Source organism: Bradyrhizobium amphicarpaeae (assembly GCF_002266435.3).
Taxonomy (GTDB): domain Bacteria; phylum Pseudomonadota; class Alphaproteobacteria; order Rhizobiales; family Xanthobacteraceae; genus Bradyrhizobium; species Bradyrhizobium amphicarpaeae.
Genome location: NZ_CP029426.2, coordinates 6283692 through 6308909, shown reverse-complemented (window position 1 = coordinate 6308909; position 25218 = coordinate 6283692). Strand labels below are relative to the sequence as shown.

Sequence of the window (25218 nt, the reverse complement as noted above, 5' to 3'; positions counted from 1 at the left end):
CGTCTTCGGAAAAACAAAGGCCCCGGAGACCCCGGGGCTTTTGCCGTCGTTCGTCCGGCTTTACTTGAGGCCGGTCGAGATCGCGGTGAACTTGGTGTTCAGCGTGGTGCCGAGATTGTTGACGACGGTGATGATGGCCAGCGCGATGCCGGCCGCGATCAGGCCGTATTCGATGGCGGTGGCGCCGGATTCATCCTTCGCGAAACGCACAACCAAGTTCTTCATGAACATTACTCCAACTGGGGTGGGGATCGCCTCGATCGGCGCCGTCTTTGACGTGATGACCATGAGAGCCGAGCTCTTTCGGTAGAGTTAATTCGATCGAGCAAACCCGCTTGCGGCGCGATGCTTTAACCCAGAGTGAATTTCGTCTTAAGGCACCCGCTGTCATTCGTTCCGGTTCCGGATCTGCCGTCGGCGCGGCGCCGGCTTCACGCTCCCTTAAATTTCGCGGCGTAGGCGTAACAGAGCTGGAATTCGCAAGAGAGGCGACGATGTCGAGCCTGCCCATGCAAGTCGCCCTGATGCTCGGCGAGACCATCGTCAAGGTGATCCCCATCACCTTCGCGCTCGCGGCGGTCTTCACCGTGCTCGAACATCTCTGGGCCTGCAATGCCGGCGCGCCGTGGTGGCGCAAGCGCGAGATCGTCACCGACATCTGCTACTGGTTCTTCGTTCCGGTGTTCGCCCGCACCATGCGGATCGGACTTCTGATCGTCGGCGCCAGCCTCGTCTTCAACATCCACGACGCCGACGAACTCATCGCCTTCTACGACAATGGCCACGGCCCGCTGTCGTTGATGCCGCTCTGGGTCCAGGCCGCGCTGTTCCTGGTCTTGTCCGACTTCATGCTGTACTGGCTGCACCGGCTGTTCCACGGCGGCGGGTTCTGGAAGTACCACGCGATCCATCACTCCTCGGAGGAGATAAGCTGGATTTCGGCGGCCCGCTTCCATCCCGTCAATCTCGTGCTCGGCTCGATCGGCGTCGACGTCGTGCTGCTGATGGCCGGCATTTCGCCGAACGCGATGGTCTGGCTCGCCCCGTTCACGACCTTCCATTCGGCCTTCGTGCACGCCAACCTGAACTGGAGCTTCGGGCCGTTCAAATATTTGCTGGCGACGCCGGTGTTCCACCGCTGGCACCACACCTCGCTCGAGGAGGGCGGCGACACCAATTTTGCCGGCACGTTCCCGATCTGGGATGTCCTGTTCGGCACCTTCCGCATGCCCGAGGGTGAACTGCCGCAGGACTACGGCAAGGACGAAGCGACCATGCCGAAGGAGATCGCGGGTCAGTTCGCCTATCCGTTCCGCCGCTAGCTTCGATGGCGGTAAAACGCCAGTCTGTTCAAACAATAGTCCGCGAGTTTGCGGAACGTTCACGAATTAAGGGCAGGTTAGCGGGGTCGGGCACCGGCTCCGCTGTTATCTGTTCGCTTCTGCCGGTTTGTGACGTCCCGGGGGTAAGAGTATGCGTAAAGAATTGCTGCGCCGTCGTGCGCGCGTCTGTCTTCTGGTCGCAGCCGCGGTGCTGGCATCGCCGGCTGCCGGCCTTGCCGACCCGACCGCCGACACCATCGCCGTCAATGTCGACCAGGCCAAGCTGGTGCGGCTCCCCGGTAAGGTGGCGACCCTGGTGGTCGGCAATCCCCTCATCGCCGACGTCACGCTCCAGCCCGGGGGCATGATCGTCGTGACCGGCAAGGGCTATGGAGCCACCAATTTCATCGCGCTCGACCGGGCCGGCGAGATTCTGGTCGATCGCCAGATCCAGGTCGAAGGTCCGAGCGACCGGCTCGTCACCGTCTATCGCGGGATCGAGCGCGAGTCCTACAGCTGCATGCCGCTTTGCCAGCGTCGCGTGACGCTCGGCGACAGCGACACCTACTTCAACAACACGATGAACCAGGCCGGCTCGCTGAGCGCCAGCGCCAGCGGTGGTGGCGGCGCCGGTCCGGCCAAGTCCAACTAGCAGGATCAATCGGCGGGTTTGCGCGGGCAGGATCGCCTTACGCCGCTTGCGGATATGAGGCAGAGGTCTCTGCGCGCCGCGCTTTCCGTGGGCTTGCGGGCGCGGCTGGTTAACGCATTCCTAACAGCGCGGTCCGCCGCCTGCGGATCACCTGAAACACTTCAACAATCAGTTTCCGCTATTGAACGGAACAGTTGATCGCCCGTTGCTGGGGAATTTGACGTGATGCCATTGCCTGCACCCACGAGGTTCACGCTCCGGAAAGCGCTGGGCCGGTTTCGCGGCAACCGCCGCGGTTCCGCAGCCGTCGAGTTCGCCCTGGTCGCCCCGATGTTCTTCGCGCTGCTGTTCGCCATCATCGAAACGGCGCTCATGTTCTTCGCGAACCAGGTGCTCGAAACCATCACGCAAAATTCCGCGCGCGTGATCCTGACCGGCCAGGCGCAAGCGCAGGGCGGTTCGGTGGCGGCCTGCCAGACGACGCCCGGCGTCGTCGCGGCGTGCGACCAGACGACTTTCAAGGCCTATGTCTGCACGCAGATCCCGGCGCTATTTGATTGCAACAAGCTGTTCGTCGACGTCGTGAGCACCGGCTCCTTCGGGTCGTTGAACCTGACCAATTACGGCGATTCCTGCAGTTTCAACCCGACCGGCATGCAATACAGTGCCGGCACCTCGGGCCAGGTGGTCGTGGTGCGGCTGTTCTATCAGTGGCCGCTTATCGTCACCGGTCTCGGTTACAATATCGGGTGCAGCAACAAAAGGCTGATGGTGGCGACCGCGGCCTTCAAGAACGAACCCTTCTGAGACAGATGGATCCGGGCGGACCGATGCAGGCGATTGCGAATATCTGGCGAAATGCATGTCGTTCGGTGCGCGGCTTCGGCGCCGACAAGCGCGCACTCGCGGCGACCGAGTTCGCGGTCATCGTTCCGCTAATGCTGGTGATGTTCTTCGGCACCGTCGAATTCTCGTCGGCAGTGGCGATCGATCGCAAGGTCACGCTGATCGCGCGGACTTTGTCCGATCTGATCTCGCAGTCGACGACGCTCGCCGATGCCGACATGAAGGATACGTTCACGGCAAGTATCTCCGTCATCCAGCCCTATGACGCTACCCTGGTGAAGGGTACGGTCTCCCAGATCCAGATCGATGCCAACAAGGTCGCCACCATTCAATGGAGCAGGTCCGGCACCATTGCGACCGGCGCGACGCAAGCGACGCTGGCGACCTCGACCCGCAAGCCCGGCGACAACGTCACCAGCATAATTCCCGCTTCGCTGCTGATAGCGTCGACCTATCTCATTCTCAGCGAGACGAACTACACCTACACGCCTTCGGTAGGCTATGTGTTGAAGTCGCAGATCACACTGGGTGATGTGTCCTACACCCGACCGCGACAGGTCACCTGCGTTCCCTATCCCTATCCGGACAACAACAACAAAACGACGTGCTGACACCCGCGCGCTGGCGCTAAAATGAAAAAGGCCGTGCGTCGCGCACGGCCTTTTTGCTTTCTTGGCTCGCGCGAGCCGATCGGGCCACGCGCCCGGCGGCTCAGCCTTCGGAGCGGAGGTTGTCCGCTGCCGACTTGCCGGAACGGCGGTCGGCCACGATCTCGTAGGAGAGCTTCTGGCCTTCACGCAGCGTGCCGAGGCCCGCACGCTCCACAGCGCTGATGTGGACGAACACGTCCTGGCCGCCATCGTCGGGCTGAATGAAGCCGAAGCCTTTGGTCGCGTTAAACCACTTCACGGTTCCCATGCTCACGGGGATAGTCCCTTCTCAGATAACACAATGTTGGAGCCCGCTTGCGCAGGCCAGTTAGATCGAATTTTTGGAAGGGTCGTCAGCGTGTCTGAACCGGCTGTACCGGTGGATGCTAATGTCGTCCGGCCGAAAATCGATGAATTCATTTTATCGGAATTGGCGTCCCAAAACAATCCGGACGTGCACGATTTTTTGATCCGCCGCGAAGTCCGCGGCGGATCGACATTTAGGCCGGAATTTTACTTCCAAGGGCGCCGGCAGGCGCCTAGCGCCGGCGGAACTGGCCACCGCGCTGGCCCGGGCGGGGCGGTCCACCCATACCGCTGGGACGCTCGTCCTTATGGCGGAAAATCAGCCGGCCCTTTTCGAGGTCATAGGGCGACATCTCCACCGTCACGCGGTCGCCCGCCAGCGTCTTGATGCGGTTCTTCTTCATCTTGCCGGCGGTATAGGCGACGATCTCGTGTCCGGCATCGAGCTGCACGCGGTAGCGTGCGTCGGGGAGGATTTCGGTGACCAGTCCTTCGAACTGGATCAGCTCTTCCTTAGCCATGAATTTCTCCAGGTCGTGGACGGCTAGTGCGAATGGGGTTTGCGGTTCGGTTGGCCGTTCGGCCGACTCTCACGGCGCAAAAAGGCCACGCCTTGTATCCCATCAGCCGCCCCGGCGCTATGCACGGAACGCTGTTCCGGGCGGCCGTTTTGGGGAGAATGCGCCTTCCCGCCAGAGCGCGGACGACGAGACCCCTTCGAGGCGTTCGGGCCATTGCCGGGCCGCCCGTCAGCATGTCGCGCTTCGCCGCCATGTCGGCTTTCACCGGGGCGTCCATCGCCCTGCTTGCCGGCGGTATGGTGGCGTCCGTCGGAATGTCGTTCCTCGCTACGACGTCCGTCACCGTGGCGCCCCTCGCCATGCCTTGCGCCTTGCGGACGCTGGCCCGGGCGGCCTCCGCGGCCCTGCCGTTGCTGCGGCGCGGGAGCGCCCGCATCGCGGCGGCCGGCGTCGGTGCGGAGATCTTCGCGCGGCAGTGCCACCTTGATCAGCCGTTCGATGTCGCGGAGATAGCTGAGCTCCTCGCCGCCTGCGACCAGCGAGATCGCGGTGCCGTCGGCGCCGGCGCGCGCGGTGCGGCCGATGCGGTGGACGTAGGTTTCCGGCACGTTGGGCAGGTCGAAATTGATGACGTGGCTGATGCCGTCGACGTCGATGCCGCGGGCGGCGATGTCGGTGGCGACCAGGGTGCGGATCTCTCCCGAGCGGAACTGGGCCAGGGTCCGTTCGCGATGGTTCTGCGACTTGTTGCCGTGGATGGCGCTGGCGGGGATGCCGGCCTTCTCGAGCGATTTCACCACCTTGTCCGCGCCGTGCTTGGTGCGGGTGAAGACCAGGGCGCGGTTGACCGGCTCGTCTTTCAGAAGCTTGGTCAGGAAGGCGGGCTTGGCGGAGAAATCGACCTGGATAATGCGCTGGTTGATGCGCTCGACGGTCGAGGACACCGGGGTCACGGCGACGCGGGCCGGATCCCGCAGCATCGCGTTCGCCAGCTCGGCGATGTCCTTCGGCATGGTGGCCGAGAAGAACAGCGTCTGCCGCTTGATCGGCAGCTTGGCGACGATTTTGCGGATGTCGTTGATGAAGCCCATGTCGAGCATGCGGTCGGCCTCGTCGAGCACGAGGAATTCGACGCTCGACAGTTTCAACCCGTTGCTCTGCACGAGGTCGAGCAGGCGGCCGGGGGTGGCGACCAGCACTTCGACGCCCTGCATCAGCGAGCGGACCTGACGGCCCATCGGAACGCCGCCGATGGCGAGCGTCGAGGACAGGCGGATGTGGCGGCCATAGGCATTGAAGCTGTCGAGGATCTGGCCGGACAGTTCGCGGGTCGGCGACAGCACCAGGACGCGCGTGGTCTTGGGCTGCGGCTTGATGCGGTGCTCGAGCAGGCGGTGCAGAATCGGCAGCGCGAAGGACGCGGTCTTGCCGGTTCCGGTCTGGGCGATACCGACGACGTCGCGGCCGGTCAGCGCCGTGGGAATGGTCTGGGTCTGGATGGGGGTGGGGGTGACGTAATTCTCTTCTTGAAGAGCGCGCGCGATCGGTTCGGCGAGGCCGAAGTCCTGAAACGAAGTCAAAAGAGGGGTTCTTTCCATGTCAAAAGCGGGCGCCCGGCGCATTCAGCGCGGCGCACGCAAAAGGGTGTCGAGAAGACACCTGCGTGTTTGGGGTGTCGGATGGCTTGGGAGATATGGGGCAAGCCAGAGGCCCGTAAGGGCTTAAGAACACGCGGCTCGCGACGACCACTTGATTCGCAAGAGGTCTCTGCGCGTCATATGGAACATTGAAGGGGCGCTTTCAAGGCGGAGCGGCCTGAAATGGTTATTGCAGTGCAAAAATAGTTATGCCGGAATTTTAGCCACAGGCAGGCGGCTGCTCAAAAAAAGAACTGACTGCCGCATAAGCATACATTTTTATCGCCCAAATTATAAGCAATCGGACTGTGGCCAAACTTGGATTGCAATAGAATTATCTAATCTGACCAATGAGTTGGCAGGTGCCCAAGCCATGGCACGGTTCTTGCGATTCCGTTAATCGCAGGCGGCCGTGGGGCCGTTTCGCAGCGTTTTTCACGTCTGCGTCAGGGAGATGAGACACTCATGTTTAGCAAATCTACTCACGATATAGCGGCGTCATTTAGCCGCCGTGGCGTGCTCGCCGCGACCGCCGGCCTGGTGCTCGGTCTGGCTTCATTGACCGGCGCCAAGGCCGCGGACGACACCATCAAGGTCGGCGTGCTGCACTCCCTTTCCGGCACCATGGCCATCAGCGAAACCACGCTGAAGGACACCATCCTTTTCCTGATCGACGAGCAGAACAAGAAGGGCGGCGTTCTCGGCAAGAAGCTCGAAGCCGTCGTCGTCGACCCCGCGTCGAACTGGCCGCTGTTCGCCGAAAAGGCGCGCGAGCTGATCACCAAGGACAAGGTCTCGGTCGTATTCGGCTGCTGGACGTCGGTGTCGCGCAAGTCGGTGTTGCCCGTCTTCAAGGAGCTGAACAACATCCTGTTCTACCCCGTGCAGTACGAGGGTGAGGAGAGCGAGCGCAACGTGTTCTACACGGGTGCGGCGCCGAACCAGCAGGCAATCCCGGCCGTCGACTATTTGATGAAGGACGAGAAGGTGAAGCGCTGGGTGCTCGCGGGCACCGACTACGTCTATCCACGCACCACCAACAAGATCCTGGAAGCCTATCTGAAGTCGAAGGGTGTCGCCCAGGGAGACATCATGATCAACTACACGCCGTTCGGTCATTCCGACTGGCAGACGATCGTGGCCGACATCAAGAAGTTCGGCTCGGCCGGCAAGAAGACTGCGGTGGTCTCGACCATCAACGGCGACGCCAACGTCCCCTTCTATAAGGAGCTCGGCAACCAGGGCATCAAGGCCAAGGACATCCCGGTGGTCGCGTTCTCGGTGGGTGAGGAAGAGCTCGCCGGCATCGACACCAAGCCGCTGCTTGGCCATCTCGCCGCCTGGAATTACTTCCAGTCGATCAAGTCGCCGGAGAACGAGAAGTTCATCAAGGCGTGGCAGGCCTACACCAAGAATCCGAAGCGCGTGACCAACGATCCGATGGAAGCGCACGTGATCGGCTTCGACATGTGGGTCAAGGCGGTCGAGAAGGTGAAGTCGACCGATCCGGACAAGGTGATCGACGCTCTCCCGGGCATCGAGGCCAAGAACCTGACCGGCGGCACCTCCAAGATGCTTCCGAACCACCACATCACCAAGCCGGTGTTCATCGGCGAGATCAAGGCGAACGGCCAGTTCGACGTGGTCTGGAAGACCCCGGGTCTCGTCGCGGGCGACGCCTGGTCGAAGGAGCTCGACGGCTCCAAGGACCTGATCGGCGACTGGGTCGGCAAGAAGTGCGGCAACTTCAACACCAAGACCAACAAGTGCCTCGGTTCGGGCTCCTGATCCGGATCTGACACGCCATTGCGCGACCGGAGAAGGCGGCGATCCCGCCGCCTTCTCCACTCATTTCTGCCGGGGTCATTCACAGTGCCAACCCATTTGTCCGCGCGTCTCTGCTCGTTTGCTCTCTCGTTGTTCCTGATCGCGTTCGCGCTGCCGGCCCTCGCCGGTCCGTTCGAGGACGCGGTCGCGAAATTCGCCAACGACGATTATTCCGACACGGACGAGGCGATCGGAGTGGTCGCAAGCAGCGGCAATCCGCTGGCTTTCCCCATCATCAGTGCGCTTCAGGACGGCCGCCTGATGGTCGACCTCGACAGCAAGAAGGTTTACGTCACCGGTGCCGACGGCAAGTCGATCGACGCCGCGACCGGCCAGGCAGTGGCCAGCGTTCCCGACAGCGCCAGCGCGGTTCGCCTCAACAACCGCCTGCGCCGCAGCGTCGACGCCGCGCTCGGCAGCCTGACGCTGCAGTCGCCGGACGTCGGGACGCGGCTCCAGGCGGCGCAGTCCGTCTTCAAGTCGCACGAGGAGACGGCGCTCGAGGCGGTCGATGGTGCGCTTGCAAAGGAAACCAACAAATCCGTCAAGGCGGCGCTCGGCGACGCCCGTGCGGCGATCCTGCTGTTCAAGCCGGACGCTACCGAGGTCGAGAAGCTGGAGGCGGTGGCCACCCTCAAGGGGCGCGGCGATCAGGAGGCACTCGCGCTGCTCACAGGCATGGGCGACCAGCCGGCATCGGTGACCAAAGCCGCCGCGAGCGCGATCGGCTCCATCCAGAACTCGCTCGCGATCTGGTCCATGGTGCAGAATGCCTGGTACGGGCTCTCGCTCGGCTCGGTGCTGCTGCTCGCTGCGATCGGGCTCGCCATCACCTTCGGCGTGATGGGCGTGATCAACATGGCCCATGGCGAGATGGTGATGTTGGGGGCCTACACCACCTTCGTGGTGCAGGAGGTGATCCGCACCCGCTATCCCGGCCTGTTCGACTACTCGCTGCTGATCGCGGTGCCATTGGCCTTTGTGGTCGCCGGCGCGATCGGCGTGCTGATCGAGCGCAGCATCATCCGCTTCCTCTACGGCCGTCCGCTGGAGACGCTGCTCGCGACTTGGGGCCTGTCGCTGGTGCTGCAGCAGGCGGTGCGCACCATGTTCGGTCCGACCAATCGCGAGGTCGGCAATCCCTCCTGGATGAGCGGCGCCTTCGAGCTCGGCCAGATCACCATCACTTATAACCGGCTCTGGATCCTCGTGTTCACGCTGGCCGTGTTCGCGATCCTGCTGGCGATGCTGCGTTACACGGCGCTCGGCCTGGAGATGCGTGCGGTGACGCAGAACCGGCGCATGGCGGCCTCCATGGGCATTGCGACCTCGCGGGTCGACGCGCTCACCTTCGGGCTCGGCTCGGGCATTGCCGGCATCGCCGGCGTGGCGCTGTCGCAGATCGACAATGTCAGCCCGAACCTCGGCCAGAGCTACATCATCGACAGCTTCATGGTCGTGGTGTTCGGCGGCGTCGGCAATCTCTGGGGCACGCTGGTCGGCGCCTTCACGCTCGGCATCGCCAACAAGTTCCTGGAGCCTGTGGCCGGCGCCGTGCTCGGCAAGATCGCGATCCTGGTTCTCATCATCCTGTTCATTCAAAAACGCCCGCGCGGCCTGTTCGCGCTCAAGGGCCGCGCGGTGGAAGCATGACCCCTCACATGCTGACGCGATCGCTGGACCGCAGTGCGACGATCTTCCTTGCCGTCGTCGCGGCCTGCGGCATCCTGATCCCGCTCTCCAATTTGTTGCTGCCCGCGGGCTCGTTCCTGCAGGTGCCGACCTATCTCGTCGCGCTCTGGGGCAAATATGTCTGTTACGCGATCCTCGCGCTTTCGATCGATTTGATCTGGGGCTATTGCGGCATTCTCTCGCTCGGCCACGGCGCCTTCTTCGCGCTCGGCGGCTATGCGATGGGCATGTACCTGATGCGGCAGATCGGCTCCCGCGGCGTCTACGGCAATCCTGTTCTGCCCGACTTCATGGTGTTCCTGAATTACTCGAAGCTGCCCTGGACCTGGTACGGCTTCGACATGTTCTGGTTCGCGGCGCTGATGGTGCTGATCGTGCCCGGCCTGCTCGCCTTCTGCTTCGGCTGGCTCGCCTTCCGCTCCCGCGTCACCGGCGTGTATCTGTCGATCATCACGCAGGCGATGACCTATGCGCTGCTGCTCGCCTTCTTCCGCAACGATTTCGGCTTCGGCGGCAATAACGGCCTGACCGATTTCAAGGACATCCTCGGCTTCAACGTCCAGGCGGAAGGCACTCGCGCGGCGCTGTTCGCGCTGAGCTGCCTGGCGCTGATCGCGGGCTTCCTGGTCTGCCGTGCGATCGTCTCCTCCAAGCTCGGCAAGGTGCTGATCGCGGTGCGCGATGCGGAATCGCGCACGCGCTTCCTCGGCTACCGCGTCGAATCCTACAAGCTGTTCGTGTTCACGGTGTCGGCCTGCATGGCCGGGGTCGCCGGCGCGCTTTACGTGCCGCAGGTCGGCATCATCAATCCCTCCGAATTCGCGCCCGGCAATTCGATCGAGGCGGTGATCTGGGTCGCCGTCGGTGGCCGCGGCACGCTGGTCGGTGCCGCGCTCGGCGCCGTCGTCGTCAACTACGCCAAGACGTTCTTCACCTCTGGCGTGCTGGCGCCGTACTGGCTGTTCATGCTGGGCGCTATGTTCATCCTGGTGACGCTGCTGCTGCCGAAGGGCATCATCGGCACCTTCAATGCATGGTGGGACTCCTCCAAGGAGAAGCGCGCCGCGACGATGGCGAGTGCCGCGGCCGAAGACGGCGTCGTCGAACCCAAGATGGCGGAGTAGGCGCAATGAACGTCATGGACAACCGCGCCACCTCGGCGATGCTCTATCTCGACGGCGTGCACGTCTCGTTCGACGGATTCCACGCCATCAACAATCTGTCGCTGACGCTCGCGCCCGGCGAGATGCGCGCCATCATCGGTCCGAACGGCGCGGGCAAGACCACGATGATGGACATCATCACCGGCAAGACCAAGCCCGACGAGGGTACGGTGCTGTTCGATGGCGTCACCGATCTGACGCGGCTCGACGAGACCCGCATCGCCGAGCTCGGCATCGGCCGCAAATTCCAGAAGCCGACCGTCTTCGAGAGCCAGACCGTGCAGGATAATCTCCTGCTCGCGCTCAATGTCGACCACAGCGTCAAGGGCACGCTATTCTGGCGCGGCAGCAGGGACGAGGCCGAGCGCATCGACAAGGTGCTGGAGACGATCCGCCTCACCGAAGCACGCAACCGCCTCGCGGGCAGTCTCAGCCACGGCCAGAAACAGTGGCTCGAGATCGGCATGCTGCTCGCGCAGGACCCAAAACTGCTGCTGGTCGACGAGCCGGTTGCGGGAATGACCGACGTCGAGACGCATCTGACCGCCGAGCTGCTGAAAGAGATCAACAAGACCCATACCGTGATGGTGGTCGAGCACGACATGACGTTCGTGCGCGAACTCGGGGTCAAGGTCACCTGCCTGCACGAGGGCACGGTGCTCGCGGAAGGAACCATCGACCAGGTCTCGTCGAACGAGCGGGTCATCGAAGTCTATCTGGGACGCTGAGCATGCTTGAAGTCAAGGACATCAACCTGTTCTACGGCGCGGCGCAGGCGCTGCGCGGCGTCTCTATTGCGGCCGAGCCGGGCAAGGTCACTTGCGTGCTCGGGCGCAACGGCGTCGGCAAGACCTCGCTCTTGCGCGCCATGGTCGGGCAATATCCGATCTCCTCAGGCGCGATCGTGTTCGATGGCAGCGATATCACCGGCCTGAAGCCCTATGAGCGTGCGCGCAAGGGCATCGGCTTCGTGCCGCAAGGCCGCGAGATATTCCCGCTGCTGACGGTCGAGGAGAACCTCAAGACCGGCTTCGGTCCACTCAAGCGCCAGGACAAGAACATTCCGGACGATGTGTTCTCGCTGTTTCCGGTGCTGCAATCCATGCTCGGCCGGCGCGGCGGCGATCTCTCGGGCGGGCAGCAGCAGCAATTGGCGATCGGCCGCGCGCTGGTGATGCGTCCGAAATTGCTGCTGCTCGACGAGCCGACCGAGGGCATCCAGCCCTCGATCATCAAGGACATCGGCCGCGCCATCTCCTATCTGCGCAATCTCGGCAACATCGCCATCGTGCTGGTCGAACAATATCTCGACTTTGCCTGCGAACTCGGCGACAGTTTTGCCGTGATGGATCGCGGCGCGGTGAAGTTCACCTGCGACCGCGCCAATCTGGACGCGAGCGAGATCAGCCGCCAGATGGCGCTGTAAGCCGTTCTGCCGCGACCGGCTGGGGGAGGCGGATGCGCAGCGACGTTGCGGTCACATCGGGGGTTTTCGAGGCGAACCGTGCCCGCGGCGCAGTGCGCTTCGACGTCCATGCGCGTGACGGCGTGACACGGCGCGGCGTCTTGCATGAGTCCGGCTCGCTGCGCGTGCGCTTTCCCTCACCGGAAGGCGAGGGGTTGTCCGGCGTGTTCGTCAACACGGCCGGCGGCGTCGCGGGAGGGGACAGTTTCGAGATCGACATCGCAGCGGGCGAGCGCTCGCGCCTGACCTTGACGACGGCGGCCGCCGAAAAGGTCTATCGCGCGCCGGGAGCGGCAGCGCAGTTCAATATTTCCTTGAAAATCGCCGCGGGCGCGCATCTCGGCTGGCTGCCGCAGGAGACGATCCTGTTCGATCGCGCCAGGGTCCATCGCAGCTTCGATATCGAGCTCGACGAGACCGCCTCGCTCGTGCTGTGCGAGATCGTCGTGTTCGGCCGCACCGCCATGGGCGAGCGGATGGAGCAGGGGGAATTCGTCGACCGCTGGCGGCTGCGGCGTGGTGGCAGGCTGGTGTTCGCCGAGACCGTCAGGCTCGACGGCAATATCGGCGCCAAACTTGGGCGATCGGCGGTGGCGAAGGGTGGCGCGGCGATCGGCACGGCGCTGGTCGTCCCCGGCGACGAGGCCCTCGTCGAGCGCATCCGCGAGGCCTCGGATTCGTTTTCCGGCGAGGTGGGAATCTCCGCCTGGAATGGCTTTGCAATGGCGCGGTTCTGTGCCCAAGATGCGGCGCGCTTGCGCGCCGACATGATGGCCGTGCTGGCGCGCACGGGAGCGGCTCTGCCGCGACTCTGGTTGAACTGACCGGCTGAATTGACGTGTTGAACGGAAGAGAGTCTTCATGAACCTGTCTCCCCGAGAAAAGGACAAGCTTCTGATCTCGATGGCGGCGATCGTGGCCCGCCGAAGGCTCGATCGCGGCGTCAAGCTCAACCATCCCGAGGCGATCGCGATCATCTCCGATTTCATCCTCGAAGGCGCCCGCGACGGCCGCACCGTCGCCGAACTGATGCAATCCGGCGCCCAGGTCCTGACCCGCGACCAGGTGATGCCGGGGATCCCCGAGATGATCCACGACATCCAGGTCGAGGCGACATTTCCGGACGGCACCAAGCTCGTCACGGTGCACGAGCCGATCAGGTAGGAGCAAGACGCATGATCCCCGGCGAACTCTTCATCCAGGACGGCGAGATCGAGCTCAATGCCGGCCGCAAGACCGTGACGCTGACGGTCGCCAACACCGGCGACCGCCCGATCCAGGTCGGCTCGCACTACCATTTCTTCGAGACCAACCCCGCGCTGAAGTTCGACCGCAAGAAGTCCCGCGGCATGCGCCTCGACATCGCCGCCGGCACCGCGGTGCGCTTCGAGCCCGGCCAGACCCGGGACGTCCAACTCGTCGCGCTGGCGGGTAAGAAGACGATCTACGGTTTCCGCGGCGATGTGATGGGCAAATTGTAGTCACGCGCTCTACCAAGAGATGCGGCACGCCGCAGAGAAAAACAAACGCAAACGGGGCTTGTGATGTCCGTCAAAATAATGCGTTCCGTCTATGCCGACATGTTCGGTCCGACCACCGGCGACAAGGTGCGGCTGGCCGACACCGACCTCATCATCGAGGTCGAGAAGGATTTCACCACCTATGGCGAGGAGGTGAAGTTCGGCGGCGGCAAGGTGATCCGCGACGGCATGGGGCAGTCGCAGGTCACCAACAAGCAGGGCGCGGCCGACACGGTCATCACCAATGCGCTGATCGTCGATCACTGGGGCATCGTGAAGGCCGATGTCGCCATCAAGGACGGCATGATCGCCGGCATCGGCAAGGCCGGCAATCCCGACATCCAGCCGGGCGTCACCATCATCATCGGCCCCGGCACCGACGTGATCGCGGGCGAAGGAAAAATCCTCACCGCCGGCGGCTTCGACAGCCACATCCATTTCATTTGCCCGCAGCAGATCGAGCACGCGCTGATGAGCGGCGTCACTTCGATGCTGGGCGGCGGCACCGGCCCGTCGCATGGCACGTTTGCCACCACCTGCACGCCGGGGCCATGGCACATGGGGCGGATGATCCAGTCGTTCGACGCCTTCCCGGTCAATCTCGGCATTTCCGGCAAGGGCAACGCCTCGCGTCCCGCAGCCCTGGTCGAGATGATCAAGGCCGGCGCCTGTGCGCTGAAGCTGCACGAGGATTGGGGCACGACGCCGGCGGCGATCGACAACTGCCTGTCGGTGGCTGATGCCCACGACATCCAGGTGATGATACATACCGATACGCTGAACGAATCCGGCTTCGTCGAGGACACGATCAAGGCCTTCAAGGGCCGCACCATCCATGCCTTCCACACCGAGGGCGCCGGCGGCGGCCATGCTCCGGATATCATCAAGGTCGCAGGGCTCAAGAACGTGCTGCCGTCCTCGACCAACCCGACGCGGCCGTTCACGCGCAACACCATCGACGAGCATCTGGACATGCTGATGGTGTGCCACCATCTCGATCCCTCGATCGCGGAAGACCTGGCGTTCGCCGAAAGCCGAATCCGCAAGGAGACGATTGCCGCCGAAGACATCCTGCACGATCTCGGCGCGCTTTCGATGATGTCGTCGGACTCCCAGGCGATGGGCCGGCTCGGCGAAGTGATCATCCGGACCTGGCAGACTGCGGACAAGATGAAGAAGCAGCGCGGGTCGCTGCCGCAGGACAAGGGCAAGGACAACGACAATTTCCGCGTCAAGCGCTACATCGCCAAATACACCATCAATCCGGCGATCGCGCATGGCGTGTCGAAGCTGATCGGCTCGGTCGAGAAGGGCAAGCTCGCCGATCTCGTGCTGTGGTCGCCGGCTTTCTTCGGCGTCAAGCCGGACTGCATCGTCAAGGGCGGCTCGATCGTCGCCGCGCCGATGGGCGATCCCAACGCCTCGATCCCGACACCGCAGCCGGTGCATTACCAGCCGATGTTCGGCGCCTTCGGCAAGGCGCGCACGGCGTCGTCCGTGGTGTTTACCTCGAAGGCCGCGATCACCGGCGGTCTCGCGCGAAAACTCGGGATCGAGAAGAAGCTCTATGCGGTCCAGAACACCCGCGGCAAAATCTCGAAAAAGAGCATGATCCACAACGACGCCACGCCCAATATCGAGGTCGATCCGGAGACCTATGAGGTGCGCGCCGATGGCGAATTGCTCACCTGCGCCCCCGCCGAGGTGCTGCCGATGGCACAGCGATATTTCATGTACTGAAATAGCGCCTCAACGCATGTCCCGGGCGCTTGTCCGGGGGGCGGCTTTTCCAGTTTTGCGTTCGATCCCGGCTGGTCTAATGTCCCGCCCGCTATCGAACCCTAGAAGAAAAGCCGGGAGGATTTCTCGTGATCTACGTCGTTGCCACCCTGACCATCAAGCCCGAGACGCGCGCCGAATTCATTGCAGCCGCCACCGCCTGCATCAAGGAGACGCGGAAGGAGCCCGGCAATATCGCCTATGACCTGCATGAGAGCGTTACCGACCCTGCCAAGATGGTGTTCGTCGAGCAGTGGGAGAACGCCGAGGCGCTGGTGCCGCATCGCGGCCAGGAGCACATGAAAACCTTTGGCCGCGTCGCGGTGAAGTGCTTTACGGCCCCGCCGAAGATCGAAGTGATCACACCCGAGAAGATCGACGTCCGCTAACAAGAACAACAGGGAATAACCCCATGATCTATGTCATCGCCACCACGCCCATGAAGCCGGAGAACAAAGACGACTTCATCAAGGGACACAAGGCCTGCACCGTCGAGACCCTCAAGGAGAAGGGCTGCATCTCCTATGACGGCAATGTCAGCGTCAACAACCCCAATCTGTATGTGGTGGTCGAGCGCTGGGAGACCCGCGACGATCTCACCGCGCATGCCAAGGCGCCGCACATGAAGGTGTGGCGCGAATATTCCGCGCAGATGAAGACGGCGCCGACGGTGATCGAGATCATCAGCGACGGCAAGGTCGAGAAGCTCTGAGGTATAGCGCATGATCCGGGCGACGCAGGTCAGGGGACAGCACCGCTTCACGGAAGCACCAGCGGATACGGTCGTGCTGGATTTCGACGACCGGCACCGCCGCCGCATGGCCATGACGGGGACGCGCGGCCTCGAGTTCCTGCTCGACCTGGAGAATGCCGTTGCGTTGCGCGGCGGCGATGCGCTGGTGCTGGAGGACGGCCGGCTCGTCGAGGTGGTCGCGGCGCCCGAGCCGCTGCTCGAGATTCGCGGCCGCGATCCGCACCACGTCGTCCGCATCGGCTGGCATCTCGGCAACCGCCATCTGCCGACGCAGATCATGGCCAAGGCCTTGCGCATCCGCCGCGATCACGTCATCGAGGCGATGGTGAAGGGCCTCGGTGCGCGCGTGATCGAGATCGAGGCGCCGTTCGATCCTGAGGGCGGCGCCTATGCCGATGCAGGCCACGCGCATGGGCACGACGATCATGCGCATCACGATCACGGACATCATCATGACCATGGTCACGATCACCATGATCATCAGGGCCACGATCACCACGCTCACGATCACCACCCACACGATCATGCCGCGCATGATCATGGCCATCATCACCACGACGAGCATTGCGACCATCCCGACCATCACCACGGCCACAAGCATGCTCATGACCACAAGTGAGCGGGTCGGTGCCTGCGACCTCGCCGAGCGCGAGGCAGCGGCGCTGTACCGGCTCTTGACCTGGCTGTCGCCGGCATTCCCGGTCGGCGGTTTCTCCTATTCCAGCGGCATCGAATGGGCGGTCGAGGTCGGCGACATCGTCGATACGGCCACACTGGCCGACTGGCTCGACGCGATGCTCGGCGACGGCTCCGGCTTTTGCGACGCAACGTTCCTGGTCCACGCCTATCGTGCCGCCGAAGCGGGCGAGGAGGCCACGTTAAGCGATATCGCGGAGCTCGCTGCGGCCATGGTGCCGTCGCGCGAGCGGCAGCTGGAGACGAGCTCGCAGGGCCGCGCCTTCATCGACATCTCCCGGGCAGCATGGGATGCTGACGGCCTGGATGCCATGGTTGCGGCATGCCGCACGCCGCTGGTCTATCCCGTCGCCGTCGGCGTGGTCGCAGCCATGCACGGCGTGCCGCTGGCGCCGACACTGCACGCCTTCTTGCACGCGCTGGTCTCGAACTGGATTTCGGCCGCCAGCCGGCTCATTCCGCTCGGCCAGACCGACAGCCAGCGCGTGCTGGTGAGGCTGGAAGCCGCCGTCGCTGCCACCGCCAATCGTGCGCTGAATGCGACATTGGACGATCTCGGCAGCGCGACCTTTCGCGCCGATCTCGCCAGCCTGCGGCACGAGACACAATATACGCGGCTGTTCCGCTCGTGAGAGCGGCGTGGCCCTCAACCCATCGAGAGCGAGCGAAATCACATGTCTAAATCTCATGGCCCCTTGCGTGTCGGCGTCGGCGGCCCGGTCGGATCGGGCAAGACCGCGCTGATGGACCTGCTCTGCAAGAGCATGCGCGAACGCTATGACATCGCCGCGATCACCAACGACATCTACACCAAATGGGATGCGGAGTTCCTGGTGCGTTCGGGCTCGCTGACGCCGGATCGTATTGCCGGCGTCGAAACCGGCGGCTGTCCGCACACCGCAATCCGCGAGGACGCCTCGATGAATCTCGCCGCGGTTGCGGATATGCGGGCGAAATTTCCCGGGCTCGACCTCGTGCTCATCGAGTCCGGCGGGGACAATCTCGCTGCCACGTTTTCCCCGGAGCTGGCCGACCTGACCATCTACGTCATCGACGTGGCTGCCGGCGACAAGATCCCGTCCAAAGGCGGTCCCGGCATCACCCGGTCCGACCTGCTGGTCATCAACAAGATCGACCTCGCCCCCCATGTCGGCGCCTCCCTGGAGAAGATGGACACCGACGCCAGGCGCATGCGCGGCGAGCGTCCCTTCGTCATGACCAACCTGAAGAAGAGCGAGGGCCTTGACCGCATTGTCGGCTTCATCGAGGCCAAAGGCGGCCTGAAACGGGCGGGCTGACAGCGCGCGACGACTTGGCGCATGCTTTCTTTGGCGTTAACCGTGGGGTCGGGGCCGCAACCGCGGAACAAATTTCGGACACGGCGATTGACTACCTCCGGAGTCCGGGCAAGTCGTCCCGGTCAGACCATCGGCCGGGCGGATTAAGCTTTTCAGGCGACCCACGTTGCGTACCGATGTCTCCTCCTTCATTATCTCTGCCAGCGGGGGTCACCCCGTTTCGGCATGTGGCCGTCCGAGCGGCGTTGATATGCTCCTTGTTTATTGCCGACCTCCTGCTTTCGTCTGAGTAGTCGCGTGGTCCGGCTGGGTTTCATCATCGGTTTCATTGCCCTGCTCGGAGCCTTGCTCTCTGGGCTTGCGGCCTATCGCGTCCACGACCAGGAGCTGGCGCTGGATCGGATCGCGCTCGCGCGCGCGATCGACGTTCATGCCAGCCTGGTGCAGGACCGGCTCACCGAGCGAGAACTGCTCGCACGCGTCGCCTCAGGCCTGTTCCACGCGCCATCCGTGATCAAGCCGAACATGCTGGAGCCGCTGCGCTCGGCCATCTATGCCTTCAAGACCGATTTCGTGGTGGCCGGCTGGATCGCCCGGCTGAAGCCGAACGAGCTCGACGCGGCGCAGGCCGCCATTGCGGGCGCCGGCTTCCCCAATCCGACGATTCGCGCCTATGACGACAAGCCGATCAATCCGGCCGAGATCACCCAGCCGATCGACGTGCTGCTGGATCTCGAGCCGCGCAGCAACGATACCAGGGCTCTTCCCGGCCGTAGTTACGATCAGGACCCGGTTCGCAGCGCCATGCTGACGCGCGCCCGGATCGAGAAAAAGTCTGTGGCCTCGGACCCGACTCCGCTGTTGCGCGGCAACGGGCCGGTCGGGATCATCGTGGCGGCACCCGTCATTCCCGAGGGTGCGACCGAGCCAGCCGGGTTCGTCACGTTTTCCTACGAACTCGCCTCGCTGATGCTGACCAATGACGACATGTCGTTGTTCTCGGTCGCGCTCAGGGACCCGCGCAAGGAAGGTGGCGAGCTCGTTGCCAACGATCAGGGTGCGGTCTCGACGCGGATGATGGCCGCGGAGGCGGCGCCATCGGCGACGCGCACGGTGAGCTTCGGCGGCCGCGACTGGCAGCTCGGCTATTACGCCAAGACCAACTCGGCGCGCCGCGCCGAGCAAACCGCGATCATCGTGGCCGCGATCGGCTTTGCGATCACCGCGATGGTGTGCGGCCTGTTTGGCTACGTCGCCTACAACAATCTGCGGCTCAGCAGGGAAATCCAGGTCAGAATCGGCTTCGAGCGCCGGCTGACAGCGGTGATCGACGAGCTCAACCACCGGGTCAAGAATATCCTCGCGGTGATCCAGTCGATCGTGACGCGCACGTTGCGTCACGGCGCGGACATCGACGGCGCGCGCGAGCTCCTGATCGGCCGCATCCACGCCATGTCCAACGTGGTCTCGCTGCTTAGCGAGAGCCAGTGGCAGGGCGTCAAGCTGAAGGGCCTGTTCGAAGCGCGCGCCATCCCTCACGCCGACCGCATCGCCGTCACGGGTCCTGATATCGCGGTCAGTGCACGCGCGGCGCAGAGCCTCTCGCTGCTGTTCTTCGAACTTGCCTCGCATTCCGATGAGGGCCTGTCGCTGGTTGGAAAGCATCCGCACATCACCGCCAGCTGGACGGTAACGAGCGAGGGGACCGGCGAGGTCTTCCATTTCCGTTGGGAGGAGCTCAACACCAGCGAGGCGACACGCCGCCCCGATTCCGATTTCGGCCTGATCCTGCTCGACCGTGTCGCCCCCGAGGCGCTCGGCGGCACCGCCAAGCGCTATTTCACCGAGGCCTCCTATGTCTACGAGCTGACCGCGCCGATGGAGACGGTGGTCGACATGACCGAGCGTGACCGCACGGACAAGATCTCGGCGCCGGTGCGGCCTGCGCGATAGCTAACCCCTGGGCCGCAACACCATGTCGACGAGATTGCGGGCGTAGCCAGGTGTGATCGGCGCAATGCCGAAGACGTAGCGATAGAACAGGCTGCCATAGATCGCGTCGTAGAGATCCTCAGCCGGCCCTTCGGCCAGGATGCTGCCGTCTTTCTGGCCCGCCGCGATCATCTCGACCAGCGCGTCGCGGCGCAATTTCAGATAGCGGGCGTAGAACAGCTCGGCAGAGCCCGTCTTGGAAATGCATTCGGAGATGACGGCGAGCTGGACCTTGCCGAACTCGCCCTGGAGCGCCTCGGCGTAGGCCGCGGCATGGCGGCGGGCGCGCGTCGCGGGGGTGCCGGAGCTCACGGGAGGCAGCGGCAGCATTTGCGCGGCATGTTGAAGAAAGGCGTCGATCAAGAGCGCCTCGCGCGACTGCCACCATTTGTAGATCGTCATCTTGGAGACGCTGGAGTGGCGGGCGACCGCGTCGATGGTGGTGGCGGCAAGGCCGGTGGACGCCATCAGTGCATAGGCGCTTTCGAGAATGGCGTTGCTGGTCTCGATCGATCGCGGCCGGCCGCGCCGTGGGGCGCTGTCGGCCCCGCCACCCCCGCCATTCGCCGTCACCACGCCCGGTCTCCTCGCCCAATCGCTCTTGTCCGGGATAGCGCAGCCTCAGCGGCCGGCCTAGGGGAAATCGAAGGCGTATGCGCTAACGCACGATGAGTTAACTAGCCTGCTGCCGCAGGGCGGCTGGCAGATCCTGCCACTTCGACCAGGCGACATAGTGAGCCACCGCAGTCATCGCGGCGAAGCCGGCAAGGCTCACGACGATCTGCATCGCCACCAGATTGGCGCTGGTGATCAGGATGAGATGGCCGGCGAACGACAGGAACACTCCGACGCAGAACACGGCAAGCCATTCCTCGCCGCATCTGATCACCGCCTGGAGCGGCTTCAATTGCAGGCCGGGGTGATCGGCCGGAACGAGATGGGTCGCCAGAAAGGCGAGCGCGAGGAAGTGAACCACGCGATAGGGCGCGAGGTCTTCCTTGTCGGCCGGCGTGATGCTGTGGAGGAGGAGGTCCGGCAGATAAGCCGACATTGCCGGCGAATGGCGCAGCAGGGTGATGGCCATCGCGAGGACGAGATAGGTGCCGGCGAGAATCCGCAGCCAGGGCATGTCGCGTAGCGCGCGCCCAGGGGCGCCTGTCACGGCGAACCAGCCTCCGAGCACCATCAGCATCTGCCAGCACAGCGGATTGAAGGTCCATTCCTGGTCCGGATAGACCCGAAAATTCCAGTCGAACCAGCGTGCGGCAAGATACAGCGCGACCGATGCCGCCAGGGTCAGGTTCGGCCGTCGCAACAGGCCCCAGAGCGCGAAGGGAAAGAAGGCCATCAGCGGGATCATCAGTTGCAGGAGGTCGAGGTTGAGCGGCTCCTCCTGCAGCACGAGGCCGCGGACCAGGATCCGCAGCGGGTGCTCGAGAATGCCCGAGATGTTGTATTCGTGGATGATCTCCGGCGCCATCGATTGCGAGGCGACGTAGGCGATGGTGGCGATGTAGATCACGAACAGCACGACATAGGCGGCGTAGAGCCGCCAGACGCGGCGGAAGATGCGCGTTGCCGCCACGAGGTAGTCCCGTTCAAGCGTCATCCGGCCGTGGATGATGGCGACGCCGTAGCCCACGACGAACACGAACAGGTCTGCCGCGCCGCTGAAGCCGAAATTGCGCAGCGTCAGCAGATTGACGACGTTGCTCGGGATGTGGTCGACGAACACCGACCAGTTGGCGATGCCGAGCGTCAAATACAGTCTGGCGTCGTGATGGAATGCGGCGAGGTTCGCCTTGACGGACGGTTTCATTGATTAAAATAGCTTTGGGAATCAGGATGCTGCTTTTAGCGGCAACCGCCTGCCCATCCGAGTAGCGTTTGCGTGAGTGGAGGCTGCGCGCTCAAAAATTGCGCAAGAATGCCGATAAAAGCCGGTCCGTGTCGTCGCAACGTCCTGAGAGGAAATAATCCTAACGCGGTCCTGTGCTTATTCGGCCGGCTCAGCCGACGCCTCGTCCGGCACGCCGGCGCGGCTCGCCATGATGCCGAGGGCGATGCCGCCGATCGCCAGGATCGGCAACAGCCGCTTGACCCCGATGGCGCGAACGATCTGCAGTCCGGTGGCGAGCAGCATCGGGTCCGCGAGCATGCTTGGCGCCGCGGACTTCGCGGCGCGCTCGGCCGCGATCCGCGCCCGCTTCTGCAAGTCGCGCTTGTAGCCCCAATACGAACCTGCCGCAGCCAGCGTCAGCAGGAAGAAGATGCCGGCGCCGGCGAGACAGGCCTGCACCGGGCCATATTTCTGCAGCACGGAGATGAAGACAGCGGCACAGAGGAAGCATGTCGTCACGAGCAGCGCGAACGCCGCGCCTGCGGCAAGCGAGGTCAGCCGCACCGTCGTGCCGGTGGATGCGCTGATCCCGTCGATGATGCGCTGAAACATGGCCCTCGCTCCTCAATTCCCCACAAGCCGAACCGTCACGGACCGACACCGGCAATGCGCCGGTGCCGCCGCTCCACAGGCGTCCGCAAATCTCACCGGCGCCAGACGGCACCGATCAGGAAGCCGATGCCGAGCGCGAGTCCGACGGTCGCAAGCGGCCGCTGTGTGATCGCGTCTTCGAGCGATTCTTCGATCGAGCCGTAGGCTTCCTGGGCCGCACCCATCATTGCGCTGCCGCGCTCCGACACGTCGTCGAGCGCGGTATCCATGTTCTCGCGCGCCTGGCGATAGCCGCTGCGAGCCTGCTTGCTGGTCGAATTGGCGAAAGTATTGAGGGCGTCGGTGATCTGGTCGGTGAGGGCGGCGATATCGCTTTTCACGGCTGCTACATCCTTCTCGAGGCGTTCTCTGGTGGCTTTGTCGGTCCAGTCTTTCATCCCGGCTTCGGCGTTGGTCGTGGACATCGGGAGCTCCAAACTGCTGACGGCTGAGATAGCCGAAGAACGTTTCGTCGTGGGGTAAGTTCCCTTCGCGGAAACCGCTCAGTCCTGCGGAAGATGCGGTGCATCCGTCGGCATCAGGTGCTCCTTGAGGATCAGCGCGACGATCAGGAGCGGCGACGACAGGAAGGCGCCCATCGGTCCCCACAGCCAGGTCCAGAACGCGAGCGCGAGCAGCACGGCGAGCGCATTGAGCGCCAGTCGCCTCCCGATGATCATGGGCGTGACGAAATGCCCCTCCAGGAAGGTGAGGCCGCCGAAGGCGAGTGCCGCCATCAGGCCGCCGCTGATGGTCGGGAAGGCGATCAGCCCCACCAGGACCAGCACGGCGAACATCGCGATCGGCCCGATGATCGGAATGAAGTTGAGGGTCGCCGCGAGCGCGCCGAGCCCGGCGGGATTTGGCATGCCGGTGATGGCGCAGATGAGGCCGGTGCCGATTCCGACGCCGACATTGATGAGGGTGACGGTCAGGAGGTAATTGCCGAGATGGACTTCGATCTCGTTGAGGATGCGGAGCGTGCGCAGGCGCGCGTCGCGATCGCTGAAGTTCATGATCAGCGCCCGGCGCAGGTCACGCCAGCTCGCGATGAACAGGATCAGGGTGACGAAGAACAGCAGGAATTCGGTAAAGGTCGGTGACAGGAATTCCAGTGTCGGCTGGACCCACTCGAATTTTGGCAGCTGGAAGCTCGGCAGCCCCCCTTCCGAGCCACCGACCATGACTTGCAGCTCCCGCCATAGGGCCAGCGGCCGGTCGAACACGTGCAGCTTGTCCTTCAATTGCGCGCCGAGTTCAGGCAGGCGCGCGCTCCATTCCATCGCGGGTGAGGCGATCAGCGCGATGACGAAGGCAACCACGGCGGTCACGGCGATGACGATCAGCGCGGCGCCCAATCCGCGCGGCACCTTGTGGTTCTCCAGGAAGGTTGCCGCCGGTGACAGCATGGTGCCCACGACGAAGGCCATCACCACCGGCAGGAAAAACGCTCTTCCGACGTAGAGTACGGTGACGATGGCGATCAGCAGGAGGCCGCCAAGCGCGAAGGTCACAAACTCGGTACGGCGGATGACCGGCGGGAGTTCCGAATGACTGTCGGGAAGCGGGCTGCCTTCGCTGCTGCCGGGAGCCGGACGTTCACTGGGAAGGACGCGCACAATATCTCTCCCGCACGGAAGCCTCGATCCGCACGCCCATCGACAGGGCTGACAACGCGCGAGTGGCCAAGCGGTTCCATCGCGCTTTCGTGATTAAGCGTTCTCTTGACTGTGACACGAATGCCCGGCGCGGGCCGGAACTTGAATCGCTCCCGCAGCGTTTGTTCGGAAGCGCATCACCCTGATGCTCGCATCCCACGGGGCAGCACATGACCAAGTTCTCTGCAGTCCGTCGCAGCTTTTCGCCGCGCGCCGTCACCGCCTTCGCCTTCGCAACCACACTGCTCGCGGTGCCGTTTGCCGGCGCGAGCGCCCAGACCCTTGGCTATGCGCCGATGCTGCAGCAGGCCTATCCGCAGGACCAGGGTTACGCGCAGGGCGAGGTGAACGACGCGCCGCAGGCGGCTGACGAGGATGCCCAGTTGCCCGATCGCCTGCGCAAGCAGATCGTCGGCTTCGACCGCAGCGAGCCGGCCGGCACCATCGTCATCGATACCAACAACACCTATCTCTATTACGTGCTCGGCAACGGCCGCGCGATCCGTTACGGCGTCGGCGTCGGCCGGCAAGGCTTCACCTGGTCCGGCGTGCAGAGCATCAGCCGCAAGGCGGAATGGCCGGACTGGCGTCCGCCGGCTGAGATGATCGCGCGTCAGCCCTATCTGCCGCGCTTCGTTGCCGGCGGCCCCGGCAACCCGCTCGGGGCGCGTGCGATGTATCTCGGTTCCAGCGAATACCGCATCCACGGCACCAATGATCCCTCCACGATCGGCAAGTTCGTCTCCTCCGGCTGCATCCGCATGACCAACGAGGACGTCACCGACCTGTTCAGTCGCGTCAATGTCGGCGCCAAGGTCGTGGTGCTGCCGAAGAACGCGCCGCTGATGGCCAAAGGCGGCGACCCCGTGCGCAAGCGTCCGGCCGTGACGGCGCTGCCCTCTGGCCGGCAGGCGCTGAACGTTACGACGACCGCCGTGAACTAAGAGTG

29 protein-coding genes are annotated in these 25218 nt (G+C 63.8%); 20 read left to right on the top strand and 9 right to left on the bottom strand.

Annotation, left to right across the window (positions count from 1 at the left end):
- Positions 1–60: 60 nt before the first annotated feature.
- The gene (locus tag CIT40_RS29620) at positions 61–225 is read right to left on the bottom strand and encodes a Flp family type IVb pilin (protein ID WP_094892934.1); all 165 of its coding nucleotides are present in this window, start codon (positions 223–225) and stop codon (positions 61–63) included.
- A gap of 269 nt (positions 226–494) precedes the next feature.
- Between CIT40_RS29620 and CIT40_RS29615 the strand changes: the two genes are divergently transcribed.
- From CIT40_RS29615 to CIT40_RS29600, 4 genes are all read left to right on the top strand, one after another.
- Positions 495–1322, top strand: a complete 828-nt coding sequence (locus tag CIT40_RS29615) for a sterol desaturase family protein (RefSeq protein ID WP_094892828.1) — start codon at positions 495–497, stop codon at positions 1320–1322.
- 151 nt (positions 1323–1473) lie between these two features.
- Complete coding sequence (locus CIT40_RS29610) at positions 1474–1974, top strand: pilus assembly protein N-terminal domain-containing protein (RefSeq protein ID WP_094892827.1); 501 nt, start codon at positions 1474–1476, stop codon at positions 1972–1974.
- 225 nt (positions 1975–2199) lie between these two features.
- Positions 2200–2781, top strand: a complete 582-nt coding sequence (locus CIT40_RS29605) for a TadE/TadG family type IV pilus assembly protein (protein WP_094892826.1) — start codon at positions 2200–2202, stop codon at positions 2779–2781.
- Between the two features lie 23 nt (positions 2782–2804).
- Positions 2805–3431, top strand: a complete 627-nt coding sequence (locus CIT40_RS29600) for a TadE/TadG family type IV pilus assembly protein (protein ID WP_244611871.1) — start codon at positions 2805–2807, stop codon at positions 3429–3431.
- 100 nt (positions 3432–3531) lie between these two features.
- On the opposite strand, the gene CIT40_RS29595 is transcribed toward CIT40_RS29600, so the two are convergent.
- From CIT40_RS29595 to CIT40_RS29585, 3 genes are all read right to left on the bottom strand, one after another.
- Positions 3532–3744 (bottom strand): cold-shock protein, encoded by a 213-nt coding sequence (locus CIT40_RS29595; RefSeq protein WP_028142093.1) that lies wholly within the window; start codon positions 3742–3744, stop codon positions 3532–3534.
- Positions 3745–4009: 265 nt separating this feature from the next.
- A complete protein-coding gene (infA, locus tag CIT40_RS29590; RefSeq protein WP_007599789.1) occupies positions 4010–4297 on the bottom strand; it encodes a translation initiation factor IF-1 in 288 nt (95 codons plus the stop codon).
- 23 nt (positions 4298–4320) lie between these two features.
- The gene (locus CIT40_RS29585) at positions 4321–5919 is read right to left on the bottom strand and encodes a DEAD/DEAH box helicase (RefSeq protein WP_094892824.1); all 1599 of its coding nucleotides are present in this window, start codon (positions 5917–5919) and stop codon (positions 4321–4323) included.
- Between the two features lie 480 nt (positions 5920–6399).
- Here CIT40_RS29585 and urtA point away from each other — a divergent pair, with 480 nt between their 5' ends.
- The 15 genes from urtA to CIT40_RS29510 all read left to right on the top strand — a co-directional run bounded on the left by urtA (position 6400) and on the right by CIT40_RS29510 (position 20081).
- Positions 6400–7722 carry an urea ABC transporter substrate-binding protein gene (gene urtA / locus CIT40_RS29580; protein WP_094892823.1) on the top strand — a complete coding sequence of 441 codons (1323 nt, stop codon included), beginning with the start codon at positions 6400–6402 and terminating at the stop codon, positions 7720–7722.
- Positions 7723–7806: 84 nt separating this feature from the next.
- A complete protein-coding gene (gene urtB / locus CIT40_RS29575; RefSeq protein ID WP_094892822.1) occupies positions 7807–9414 on the top strand; it encodes an urea ABC transporter permease subunit UrtB in 1608 nt (535 codons plus the stop codon).
- Entirely contained in the window at positions 9411–10577 is a 1167-nt protein-coding gene (gene urtC, locus CIT40_RS29570; protein ID WP_094892821.1) for an urea ABC transporter permease subunit UrtC, read from the top strand. Before urtB ends, urtC begins: the two co-directional genes overlap by 4 nt.
- Before the next feature lie 5 nt (positions 10578–10582).
- Positions 10583–11344 carry an urea ABC transporter ATP-binding protein UrtD gene (urtD, locus tag CIT40_RS29565; protein ID WP_094892820.1) on the top strand — a complete coding sequence of 254 codons (762 nt, stop codon included), beginning with the start codon at positions 10583–10585 and terminating at the stop codon, positions 11342–11344.
- A gap of 2 nt (positions 11345–11346) precedes the next feature.
- Positions 11347–12042, top strand: coding sequence for an urea ABC transporter ATP-binding subunit UrtE (urtE, locus tag CIT40_RS29560; RefSeq protein ID WP_094892819.1), 696 nt, complete (start codon positions 11347–11349; stop codon positions 12040–12042).
- A gap of 32 nt (positions 12043–12074) precedes the next feature.
- Positions 12075–12905 carry an urease accessory protein UreD gene (locus tag CIT40_RS29555; protein WP_094892818.1) on the top strand — a complete coding sequence of 277 codons (831 nt, stop codon included), beginning with the start codon at positions 12075–12077 and terminating at the stop codon, positions 12903–12905.
- Between the two features lie 37 nt (positions 12906–12942).
- Positions 12943–13245, top strand: coding sequence for an urease subunit gamma (locus tag CIT40_RS29550; RefSeq protein WP_007605424.1), 303 nt, complete (start codon positions 12943–12945; stop codon positions 13243–13245).
- Positions 13246–13256: 11 nt separating this feature from the next.
- Entirely contained in the window at positions 13257–13562 is a 306-nt protein-coding gene (locus CIT40_RS29545) for an urease subunit beta (protein ID WP_092227079.1), read from the top strand.
- 63 nt (positions 13563–13625) lie between these two features.
- Positions 13626–15341: an urease subunit alpha gene (ureC, locus tag CIT40_RS29540; RefSeq protein WP_094892817.1), complete on the top strand. Its 1716-nt coding sequence runs from the start codon at positions 13626–13628 to the stop codon at positions 15339–15341.
- 128 nt (positions 15342–15469) lie between these two features.
- Complete coding sequence (locus CIT40_RS29535; RefSeq protein ID WP_094892816.1) at positions 15470–15769, top strand: putative quinol monooxygenase; 300 nt, start codon at positions 15470–15472, stop codon at positions 15767–15769.
- A 23-nt stretch (positions 15770–15792) separates the two neighbouring features.
- The gene (locus CIT40_RS29530) at positions 15793–16092 is read left to right on the top strand and encodes a putative quinol monooxygenase (RefSeq protein WP_094892815.1); all 300 of its coding nucleotides are present in this window, start codon (positions 15793–15795) and stop codon (positions 16090–16092) included.
- Between the two features lie 10 nt (positions 16093–16102).
- Entirely contained in the window at positions 16103–16753 is a 651-nt protein-coding gene (locus CIT40_RS29525) for an urease accessory protein UreE (RefSeq protein WP_094892814.1), read from the top strand.
- Positions 16734–17462 (top strand): urease accessory protein UreF, encoded by a 729-nt coding sequence (locus tag CIT40_RS29520; protein WP_094892813.1) that lies wholly within the window; start codon positions 16734–16736, stop codon positions 17460–17462. The genes CIT40_RS29525 and CIT40_RS29520 overlap by 20 nt, the downstream gene beginning before the upstream one ends.
- 42 nt (positions 17463–17504) lie before the next feature.
- A complete protein-coding gene (gene ureG / locus CIT40_RS29515) occupies positions 17505–18128 on the top strand; it encodes an urease accessory protein UreG (protein WP_094892812.1) in 624 nt (207 codons plus the stop codon).
- Between the two features lie 297 nt (positions 18129–18425).
- Positions 18426–20081: a CHASE domain-containing protein gene (locus CIT40_RS29510; RefSeq protein ID WP_094892811.1), complete on the top strand. Its 1656-nt coding sequence runs from the start codon at positions 18426–18428 to the stop codon at positions 20079–20081.
- On the opposite strand, the gene CIT40_RS29505 is transcribed toward CIT40_RS29510, so the two are convergent.
- The 5 genes from CIT40_RS29505 to CIT40_RS29485 all read right to left on the bottom strand — a co-directional run bounded on the left by CIT40_RS29505 (position 20082) and on the right by CIT40_RS29485 (position 24230).
- Complete coding sequence (locus CIT40_RS29505) at positions 20082–20696, bottom strand: TetR/AcrR family transcriptional regulator (protein ID WP_162307734.1); 615 nt, start codon at positions 20694–20696, stop codon at positions 20082–20084. It abuts the gene before it with no gap.
- Positions 20697–20793: 97 nt separating this feature from the next.
- Complete coding sequence (locus tag CIT40_RS29500; RefSeq protein ID WP_094893270.1) at positions 20794–21939, bottom strand: OpgC domain-containing protein; 1146 nt, start codon at positions 21937–21939, stop codon at positions 20794–20796.
- A 177-nt stretch (positions 21940–22116) separates the two neighbouring features.
- Positions 22117–22572 carry a hypothetical protein gene (locus CIT40_RS29495; RefSeq protein WP_094893271.1) on the bottom strand — a complete coding sequence of 152 codons (456 nt, stop codon included), beginning with the start codon at positions 22570–22572 and terminating at the stop codon, positions 22117–22119.
- 92 nt (positions 22573–22664) lie between these two features.
- A complete protein-coding gene (locus CIT40_RS29490; RefSeq protein ID WP_094893272.1) occupies positions 22665–23036 on the bottom strand; it encodes an ElaB/YgaM/YqjD family protein in 372 nt (123 codons plus the stop codon).
- Positions 23037–23114: 78 nt separating this feature from the next.
- The gene (locus CIT40_RS29485; RefSeq protein WP_094893273.1) at positions 23115–24230 is read right to left on the bottom strand and encodes an AI-2E family transporter; all 1116 of its coding nucleotides are present in this window, start codon (positions 24228–24230) and stop codon (positions 23115–23117) included.
- 209 nt (positions 24231–24439) lie between these two features.
- Between CIT40_RS29485 and CIT40_RS29480 the strand changes: the two genes are divergently transcribed.
- The gene (locus CIT40_RS29480; protein ID WP_094893274.1) at positions 24440–25213 is read left to right on the top strand and encodes a L,D-transpeptidase; all 774 of its coding nucleotides are present in this window, start codon (positions 24440–24442) and stop codon (positions 25211–25213) included.
- Positions 25214–25218 lie beyond the last annotated feature (5 nt).